Source organism: Streptomyces mesophilus (genome assembly GCF_040300965.1).
Classification (GTDB): domain Bacteria; phylum Actinomycetota; class Actinomycetes; order Streptomycetales; family Streptomycetaceae; genus Streptomyces; species Streptomyces mesophilus_A.
In genome coordinates this window covers 1-8,225 of the sequence record NZ_JBEPEW010000239.1, presented here as the reverse complement: position 1 = coordinate 8,225, position 8,225 = coordinate 1, and the positions used below count along the sequence as shown (strand labels likewise).

Below are 8,225 nucleotides of genomic sequence, written 5' to 3'. Positions count from 1 at the left end.
CCGAGCTGCGGGGCGCGGCGGCCGACGCCACCGACCGGCTGCGGGAGATCATCGGGCTGCTCCGGGAGGCGGGGGAGCCCGCGCCTTTGGTGCCGGCCGGGGAGACGGTCGAGGCGCTGGTGACGCGTGCGGGGGCGTCGGGCCTCGACGTGCGGCTGCATACGGAAGGGGAGCCGGACGAGGCGCTGCGGGAGCGGACCGTGCACCGGGTCGTTCAGGAGGCGCTGACCAACGCGGTGAAGTACGCGCCCGGTGCCGCCGTCGCCGTGGAGGTCGTCCGCGGGGACGCGGGCACCTTGGTGAGCGTGACCGACGAGGGCGCCCCCGGTCAGCGGCCGCAAGGTCAGGACGGCACCGGTCTGGTCGGGCTGCGCGAGCGCGTGCTCGATGAGGGCGGGACCTTTCAGGCGGGGGAGCACGGGGACGGTTTCCGCGTGCGGGCCTGGCTGCCCGTCGAGCCCGCGGCGCACTGGGACGCGGGGCCGCCCGCGTCCCAGGTGATGATCGGGATGAGCCGAAGGACCTGGGTGCCGTTCGCCGTCGCCGGAGTGGCCGGGGTGCTGCTCGTCGCGGGGACGTTCGCCTGGTACGCGTACAGCAAGACGCACTCCGTGCTGAGTCCCGCCGCCTATGCGCGGCTCGAGATCGGCGCGAGCGGGACCGATGTGGAGAAGGCGCTGCCGGAGCGCGAGGTGGCCGATCCACCGGAGGACCGCGCCCCCGCGCCGCCCGCCGGTGCGGACTGCCGCTACTACCGGGCGAGCGGCCAACTCTTCGTCTCCGTCGAGCACTTCAGACTCTGCTTCGAGGGTGACCGGCTGGTCGCGAAGGATGCCGTCCCCGCCGCTGGAAAGGACCGTGAGTGATCCGCGTACTGCTGGCCGACGACGAGGCCATGATCCGGGCGGGCGTACGGGCGATCCTCGCGCTCGCCCCCGATATCGAGGTGGTCGCCGAGGCCGCCGACGGGCGCGAGGCGGTGGAGGCGGTCCGCGCGCACCGGCCCGCCGTCGCGCTGCTCGACATCCGGATGCCGCGGCTCGACGGGCTCGCGGCGGCCGAGGAGATCGTACGGACTGTGCCGGACACGGCGGTCGCGATGCTGACGACCTTCTCCGAGGACGCGTACGTGGCCCGCGCCCTGACCGGCGGCGCGACGGGGTTTCTGCTGAAGTCCGGCGATCCCGAGGAACTCCTCGCCGGCGTACGGGCGGTGGCCTCCGGCGCGGCCTTCCTCTCGCCGAAGGTCGCACGGCAGGTCATCGAGGGGTACGGGGGTGAGCGCCTGAGCCGTGCGGCGGCGGCGCGTGAGCGCACCCGGCTCCTGTCGCCGCGCGAGCGCGAGGTGCTCGGGCTGGTCGGTGCCGGTCTGTCGAACCCCGAGATCGCGGCGAAGCTGCATCTGGTCGAGGGCACGGTGAAGGCGTACGTGAGCGCGGTCCTCGACCGGCTGGAGGTCAAGAACCGCGTTCAGGCGGCGATCGTCGCGTACGAAGCGGGACTTGTGGGCCCCGGCTAGGCATGGCGGGCTGGGCGGGTCCTGGGGGGCGGCCGCGCAGGTGGCGTGCGGGGCCTGGCGCACGGCCGCGCAGGTGGCGTGCGGGTCCTAGCGGACGGCCGCGTAGGCGTGGGCCGCCGGGCCCGGGCCCACGCACCAGCGCACGGCGGCGTTCGGCGAGGTGCGCATCGCTGTGACCAGGCGGGCCAGGGGCGGGGGCAGGAGCCGTATGACGAGGAAGGCCACCAGCGCGCCGAGCGCGAGGCCCACCGCCACGTCGAAGGGGTAGTGCACGCCGACGAACACCCGCGAGAACGCCATGAGCAGGGCGAGCGGCAGCGTAAGCCACCCGAGTCCGCGCCAGATCAGCGCGAGCGCCACGGCCGAGGCGCCGGCGATCGTGGCGTGGTTGCTCGGGAAGGACCAGTCGCCGTGCGGCGGGCATTCGGCGAGGGAGCGCACGGCCCCGGACACCGCGCGGCACGGCCGCTCCTCGTCGACCACCGACTTCAGGAGCTCGCTGATCACGTACGCGAGCGCGGTGGCGAGCGGGGCGAGCACCGCGACGGCCAGCGCCCGGGAGTCCGCGCGCCGGGCCCGCCACCATGCGGCGGCGAACAGCACGCCGAACAGCAGCAGACCGAGCTCGGTCCACACCTCCAACAGGTGCTGCAGCCACGCCGGTGCGTCGTGCGCGAAACCGGTGATGTCGCGGTAGAGCCCGGAGGTGTCGACGGGCGGCGCGGACGCCAAGAGGGCCGGGGAGGTGGTCGCTTCCATGATCTGGACAGTACGGCGCGCCTCGTGCGCCCCACATCCGGCTATCGGCCACCACCGCACCTGACGATCGGCAGGGGTGCGCGGCCGGGACCTAGGGCCCGGGGCCAACGGCCCGGCGGCGGCCGCAAAGAACCCATACCGCCGCCGAACCCCCGTTCCCGGAATGATGATCCGGAAAAGTTGCGCTCCGTGGCGGCGGGTGGGGCGGGAGTTGGGCACGATCTCTCGTACAGTTTGCGCCGTGGGATCTCTGCGCAATCCGGTCGGGCCGCTTCCCTCCTCCATCTACTGGCGACGGAGGGCGGCGCTCCTGACCGTGCTCGGGTTGCTGGCGCTGCTCATTTTGTGGGCCGTCACGTCCGGCGGCGGAGGGGGCAACGGCAATGGCGCCGACGGCAAGAACCCCGCACCCTCCATCACGCCAGGACCCGACTCCTCGGGTCCCGCGATCAGTGAACCGCCGGGCGGGCGTGACGAGTCGGGCGACTCCTCGGGCGCGGACTCGGGCGGCGGCTCCGGCGAGGACGGCGGTACGGGGGAGGACTCCGGCGGTACGGACGGGGCGAACGGCACGGGTGGCGGCGCCGGTTCCGGCGGATCCGTGGGCGTGGGAAGCAGTTCGGGCGCGGGTTCGGGCTCGGGCGAGGAGGTTCCCGCCGGCTCCGCGCTCCCCAACTGCCGTGCCTCCGACCTCGAGTTGACCATCGAGAGCGCGAAGAACCGCTACCAGCCGGGCGAGAAGCCCAAGGTGGAGATCGTCGCGAAGAACGAGGCCGGCGCCGACTGCAAGTTCGACCTGGGCCCGAAGGAACTGGTCGTCACGATCACCAAGGCCGGTGACGACTCCCCGTACTGGAAGTCCTCGGACTGCCCCGCCACCGCCGGCAGCCTGCTCTATCGCGTGCCCGGAAACAGCGCCATCACGTACACCCTGAATTGGGACCGTAAGCCGAGCGAGGCCGACTGCGCCTCCCCGGGCCCGGGTTCGGCCGCACCCGGCACGTACCTGGTCGAGGCGAAGGGCGAGGGCACGGGGACGCTGCGGGCCTCGTTCGTGCTGGACGAGGCGTAGATAGGCGGCCGGGGGACCGTTTGTCGCGCGTGAACCCGGCAAACCGGGCACTGCGCGCGACAAACGGTCCCCCGTTCCTATACGTACCGTTCCAGGATTGAGCTCTCCGCCAGGCGGGAGAGGCCCTCGCGGACCGATCGCGCCCGGGCCTCGCCCACGCCGTCCACCGTCTGCAGGTCGTCGACGCTTGCCGCGAGCAGCTTCTGGAGTCCGCCGAAGTGCTCCACGAGACGGTCGATGATCGCCCCCGGCAGGCGGGGGACCTTCGCGAGGAGCCGGTAACCGCGCGGCGACACCGCCGAGTCGAGGGCCTCCGGTGAGCCGGTGTAGCCCAACGCCCTTGCCACGACGGGCAGTTCGAGCAGCTCGGTGTGCGACAGGGCGTCCAGCTCGGACAGCGCCTCGTCCACCGTGCGCGAGCGCTTGGCGGTCGGCTCCGGCACATAGTCCCGTACGACGAGCTCGCGCTCGGGCTCGACGCCCGCGATCAGCTCGTCCAGCTGAAGCGCGAGGAGACGGCCGTCGGTGCCCAGCTCCACCACGTACTCGGCGATCTCGGTGGCGATCCGGCGGACCATCTCCAGACGCTGGGCCACGGCCGAGACATCGCGGACGGTGACCAGGTCCTCGATCTCCAGGGCGGAGAGCGTGCCGGCCACCTCGTCGAGGCGGAGCTTGTAGCGCTCAAGGGTCGCCAGCGCCTGGTTCGCCCGGGACAGGATCGCGGCCGAGTCCTCGAGGACTCGGCGCTGCCCGTCCACGTACAGCGCGATGAGCCGCATCGACTGCGAGACCGAGACGACCGGGAAGCCGACCTGCTTGGAGACGCGGTCCGCCGTGCGGTGCCGGGTGCCCGTCTCCTCGGTGGGGATCGTGGGATCCGGCACGAGCTGCACGCCCGCGCGCAGGATCTTCGAGAGGTCGGAGCTGACAACGATGCCGCCGTCGAGCTTGCACAGCTCACGCAGCCGCGTGGCCGTGAACTCGACATCGAGGACGAATCCGCCGGTGCACATCGACTCGACCGTCTTGTCCGAGCCGAGCACGATCAGACCGCCCGTATTGCCGCGCAGAATCCGCTCCAGGCCGTCACGCAGCGCCTGGCCGGGCGCGACCGCGCTCAGCGCGGCGCGCATCAGCACTTCGGAACCGACGCCCGAGCCGCCCGTCCTGCTCGGAGCCGCGGCCTTGTCCTTGCCGGGATTCGCTCCCCGGTCGCTGGCTGCCACTGCTCTCCTCCGGGATCGGGGATCTACTCCACGCCCTGGTCTCCTGGTGGTCTCGCACGTACGTCAGCGGGCTTGCGTCGCGTACGCATGGGGCCCGTGTTTCGTACGGACGGGCGAGACCGGGGCAAAGTCTACCGGCGGTCGTCGTCCTCCCGTGGGGCCTCTCGCCTACGCGACCTCGGCAGGACCCGCAGCGCGTCTCCCATATCGGCCACTTCGGTGACCCGCATGCCCGCCGGGATCTTCCCCGGATCGCTCGGTACGAGGGCGTGGGTGAACCCGAGCCGATGGGCTTCGGCCAATCTGCGCTGGACGCCCGTGACCCTTCTGACCTCGCCCGCGAGCCCCACTTCGCCGATCGCGACGAGGTTCTTCGGCAGCGGGGTGTCGCTGGCGGCGCTGGCGAGCGCGAGGGCGATCGCGAGGTCCGCGGCCGGTTCGGAGAGCTTCACCCCGCCGACCGTCGCGGAGTAGATATCGCGCTTGCCGAGGGCGGTGATCCGGCCGCGCTGCTCCAGAACGGCCAGCATCATCGAGACACGGGAGGTCTCCAGGCCCGAAGTCGTCCTGCGCGGCGAGGGGATCTGCGAGTCCACGGTCAGCGCCTGCACCTCGGCGACCAGCGGCCGGCGGCCCTCCAGGGTGACGGTGAGACAGGTGCCGGGCACGGGCTCGTCGCGCCGGGTCAGGAAGAGGCCGCTGGGGTCGGCGAGTCCGGTGATCCCCTCGTCGTGCAGCTCGAAGCAGCCGACCTCGTCGGTGGCCCCGTACCGGTTCTTCACTCCCCGTACGAGACGCAGGCGCGCATGCCGGTCGCCCTCGAAGGAGAGGACGACGTCCACCAGGTGCTCGAGCAGCCGCGGGCCCGCGATCGCGCCGTCCTTGGTGACATGGCCGACCAGGAGCGTGGACATGCCGCGCTCCTTGGAGGCCCGGATCAGCGCTCCGGCCACCTCGCGGACCTGCGCCATGCCTCCGGGCGCGCCGTCGATCTCGGGCGAGGCCACGGTCTGGACGGAGTCGAGGATCAGGAGCGAGGGCTTGACCGCGTCCAAGTGGCCGAGGACGGCGGACAGATCGGTCTCCGCGGCCAGATAGAGGTGGTCGTCGATCGCCCCGATGCGGTCGGCCCGCAGCCGCACCTGGCTGGCGGACTCCTCGCCCGTCACATACAGGGTCCGGTGGTCGTCACTGGCCGCCTTCGACGCGACATCGAGCAGGAGCGTGGACTTGCCGACGCCCGGCTCGCCCGCGAGCAGCACCACGGCGCCCGGTACGAGCCCGCCGCCGAGGACGCGGTCGAGTTCGTCGACCCCGGTCGAGCGTGCGGTGGCCGTCCGTACGTCGACTTCGCCGATGGGCACCGCGGAGCTGGTGACCCGGCCGGGCGCGGTGGTCCGCACGGCGGGCGCACCGTACTCCTCGACCGTGCCCCAGGCCTGGCACTCGGGGCAGCGGCCGAGCCACTTGGCCGTCTGCCAGCCGCATTCGGTACAGCGATAGGCGGGACGGTCCTTCGATTTCGTACGGGCAGCCATGCGCGAACCGTAGCGGGCGGCACTGACATCCGGGTCAGGCGGCGGCCCGTGCCAGTGCGGGGTAGTCGTTGTAGCCCGTCTCCCCGCCCGTGTACATGAGGTACTTGTCCCGTACGGGATTCAGCGGCGCACCCACCCGGAGCCGCTCGACCAGATCGGGGTTGGCGAGGAAGCCGCGGCCCAGCGCGATGAGATCGGCGCCGGCCGCGTGCAGCAGCTCGCCCTTGCGGAGCCCGCCGTCGCCGGCCACGTCCTGGCGGGTCAGGACCGGGTTGCCGATCAGGGTTCCGGGCCAGATTCCGCGCAGCTCCTTCAGCAGCCCGGGGTCCTGATCCGCGTACACGATGTGCAGATACGCGAGTCCGTCACCGGCCAGCTCGGTCACGAGCGCCCGGTAGATCGCATACGTATCGCCCTCGGCCATCCCGTTCACCGTCACGTCGGGGGAGATCCGCAGCCCGACCCGCTCGGGCCCGATGGCCTCGGCGACCGCGCGGACGACCTCGACGGCGAAGCGGATGCGCTGCTCGGGGGCGCCGCCGTAGCCGTCGGTGCGGCGGTTGGTGTTCTCGGCGAGGAACTGCTGGAGCAGCTGTCCGTTGGCGCCGTGCACCTCGACGCCCTCGAAGCCGGCGGCCACCGCGCGGCGGGCGGCCGCGGCGAAGTCGGCGACCGTGGCGCGGATGTCCTCGGCCGTCATCTCCCTTGGTACAGGGGCTGGTCGGGGTCCGCTCGGCGTCTCCACGTCCTCGGGGAGCGCGATCGGGGAGGGGGCGACAGGGACGTGTCCGCTGGTGTCCGGATGCCCGTTGCGGCCGCCGTGCTGCAACTGGAGGAACATCCGCCCGCCGCGCGCCCGCACCGCGTCGGTCACCCGCCGCCAGCCCGCCTCCTGGGCGTCGGTGTGGATGCCGGGGATGTTCGGGTAGGTCTGGCCGACGGCGTTCGGGGTCGTGCCCTCGGCGATGATCAGGCCGGCCGAGGCGCGGTCGGCGTAGTGCCGCACCATCAGCTCGGACGGAACGCCGTCGGCGTGCGCGCGGTTACGGGTGAGCGGGGCCATGACCAGGCGGTTCGGGAGGTCCAGGGTGCCGATACGGGCCGGGGTGAAGAGCGAGTTCTGCGCGGAGTTCGTCACGGAGTTCGTCATGGCCGTACCGTAGAAGCTGACATCAGTGTCAGATTCAAGTCCCGGCAGTTCGTACGGGCCGGTGCTTCAAGTCTCTTCGGCGGCGGGTGTGATGACAGATGCGGATCGGTGAACTGGCCGCGCGCGCGGGCGTGAGCGAACGCTCGCTGCGTTACTACGAGAAGCAGGGGCTGCTGTCCTCCGACCGCACCCCGGGCGGCCACCGCGAGTACCTGGAGCAGGCCGTCGACCGGGTCGTCCTCATCCAGGCCCTGTACGCGGCCGGCCTGCACAGCCGCAAGATCGCCCAACTCCTGCCCTGTATGCGGGATGCGGACGGCGGCCCGAACGAGATCGCCACCCCGCGCCTGGTCGAGGAGCTGACCGAGGAGCGCGAGCGGATCGACGGGATGATCGCCGATCTCATGCGCTCCCGCGGAGTTCTCGACCAGATCATCGAAGTGGCCGCAGAACGCGTGGAGTTGGGCACCCCGTAGGCGTCGACGCGATCGGGAAGGGGGCCGGAATCGACGGTTCCTGTCCCCTTTTGAGGGATACGTTCACCCGTATGAGCTAAAGGTATGCAAGGGGACGGACGGGCACTTACCCCGGCACCTACGGTCGCACGGGTGACGACGAGCAGCCCGGAACACTCCACGCATACCACCGGCGCACACCGGGCGCACCGCCGTGCGCACCGGGCGGACCGGACCGTTTCGCACACCCCGCCGACGCGCTATGAGCCGTATCTGGACGGGCTTTTCACCTACTGCCTGTCCGTGCTGTGCGATCACGACGCGGCGACCGGCGCCCTCGGCGATGTGCTCACGCTCGCCGAGCGCAGGACCGGCCGCGGCCCGGTCAGCCACCGCGACCGCAGGGCCTGGCTGTACGCGCTGGCCCGCTGGGCCTGTCTGCGCCGGCTCGCCGAGGCCAAGCGCAGACGGCAGGGCGCGCACGCGGGCGGCCGGGACGCGGC

Annotated in this window: 8 protein-coding genes and 1 pseudogene; 5 read left to right on the top strand and 4 right to left on the bottom strand. The window is 72.1% G+C overall.

The window, feature by feature from the left end; genetic code table 11:
- Together ABT367_RS39660 and ABT367_RS39655 are read left to right on the top strand one after the other, a co-directional pair.
- A partial coding sequence (locus ABT367_RS39660) for a sensor histidine kinase (protein WP_352258614.1) occupies window positions 1–866 on the top strand: 866 nt, incomplete at its 5' end.
- Window positions 863–1,519 carry a response regulator transcription factor gene (locus tag ABT367_RS39655; RefSeq protein ID WP_352258613.1) on the top strand — a complete coding sequence of 219 codons (657 nt, stop codon included), beginning with the start codon at window positions 863–865 and terminating at the stop codon, window positions 1,517–1,519. The genes ABT367_RS39660 and ABT367_RS39655, both read left to right, overlap by 4 nt.
- A gap of 87 nt (window positions 1,520–1,606) precedes the next feature.
- On the opposite strand, the gene ABT367_RS39650 is transcribed toward ABT367_RS39655, so the two are convergent.
- Window positions 1,607–2,278 (bottom strand): phosphatase PAP2 family protein, encoded by a 672-nt coding sequence (locus ABT367_RS39650; RefSeq protein WP_352258611.1) that lies wholly within the window; start codon window positions 2,276–2,278, stop codon window positions 1,607–1,609.
- 241 nt (window positions 2,279–2,519) lie between these two features.
- Here ABT367_RS39650 and ABT367_RS39645 point away from each other — a divergent pair, with 241 nt between their 5' ends.
- Window positions 2,520–3,350, top strand: a complete 831-nt coding sequence (locus tag ABT367_RS39645) for a hypothetical protein (protein ID WP_352258609.1) — start codon at window positions 2,520–2,522, stop codon at window positions 3,348–3,350.
- Between the two features lie 77 nt (window positions 3,351–3,427).
- Here the strand turns inward: ABT367_RS39645 and disA are convergent, their stop codons facing one another.
- From disA to ABT367_RS39630, 3 genes are all read right to left on the bottom strand, one after another.
- Window positions 3,428–4,486 carry a DNA integrity scanning diadenylate cyclase DisA gene (gene disA / locus ABT367_RS39640; protein WP_052581401.1) on the bottom strand — a complete coding sequence of 353 codons (1,059 nt, stop codon included), beginning with the start codon at window positions 4,484–4,486 and terminating at the stop codon, window positions 3,428–3,430.
- A 224-nt stretch (window positions 4,487–4,710) separates the two neighbouring features.
- A complete protein-coding gene (radA, locus tag ABT367_RS39635; RefSeq protein WP_352258607.1) occupies window positions 4,711–6,117 on the bottom strand; it encodes a DNA repair protein RadA in 1,407 nt (468 codons plus the stop codon).
- A gap of 34 nt (window positions 6,118–6,151) precedes the next feature.
- Window positions 6,152–7,267 carry an alkene reductase gene (locus ABT367_RS39630; protein WP_352258605.1) on the bottom strand — a complete coding sequence of 372 codons (1,116 nt, stop codon included), beginning with the start codon at window positions 7,265–7,267 and terminating at the stop codon, window positions 6,152–6,154.
- A 98-nt stretch (window positions 7,268–7,365) separates the two neighbouring features.
- On the opposite strand from ABT367_RS39630, the gene ABT367_RS39625 reads away from it, so the two are divergent.
- Both ABT367_RS39625 and ABT367_RS39620 read left to right on the top strand, forming a co-directional pair.
- Window positions 7,366–7,743: a MerR family transcriptional regulator gene (locus ABT367_RS39625; protein WP_352258603.1), complete on the top strand. Its 378-nt coding sequence runs from the start codon at window positions 7,366–7,368 to the stop codon at window positions 7,741–7,743.
- 132 nt (window positions 7,744–7,875) lie between these two features.
- Window positions 7,876–8,225, top strand: a pseudogene (locus ABT367_RS39620) (hypothetical protein); the annotation flags it as partial.

What these genes read in the sequence shown, in the direction of transcription:
- ABT367_RS39650 (WP_352258611.1), bottom strand. Translation starts at nt 2,278, where the DNA reads ATGGAAGCGACCACCTCCCCGGCCCTCTTGGCGTCCGCGCCGCCCGTC.
- disA (WP_052581401.1), bottom strand. Translation starts at nt 4,486, where the DNA reads ATGCGCGCCGCGCTGAGCGCGGTCGCGCCCGGCCAGGCGCTGCGTGAC.
- radA (WP_352258607.1), bottom strand. Translation starts at nt 6,117, where the DNA reads ATGGCTGCCCGTACGAAATCGAAGGACCGTCCCGCCTATCGCTGTACC.
- ABT367_RS39630 (WP_352258605.1), bottom strand. Translation starts at nt 7,267, where the DNA reads ATGACGAACTCCGTGACGAACTCCGCGCAGAACTCGCTCTTCACCCCG.
- ABT367_RS39625 (WP_352258603.1), top strand. Translation starts at nt 7,366, where the DNA reads ATGCGGATCGGTGAACTGGCCGCGCGCGCGGGCGTGAGCGAACGCTCG.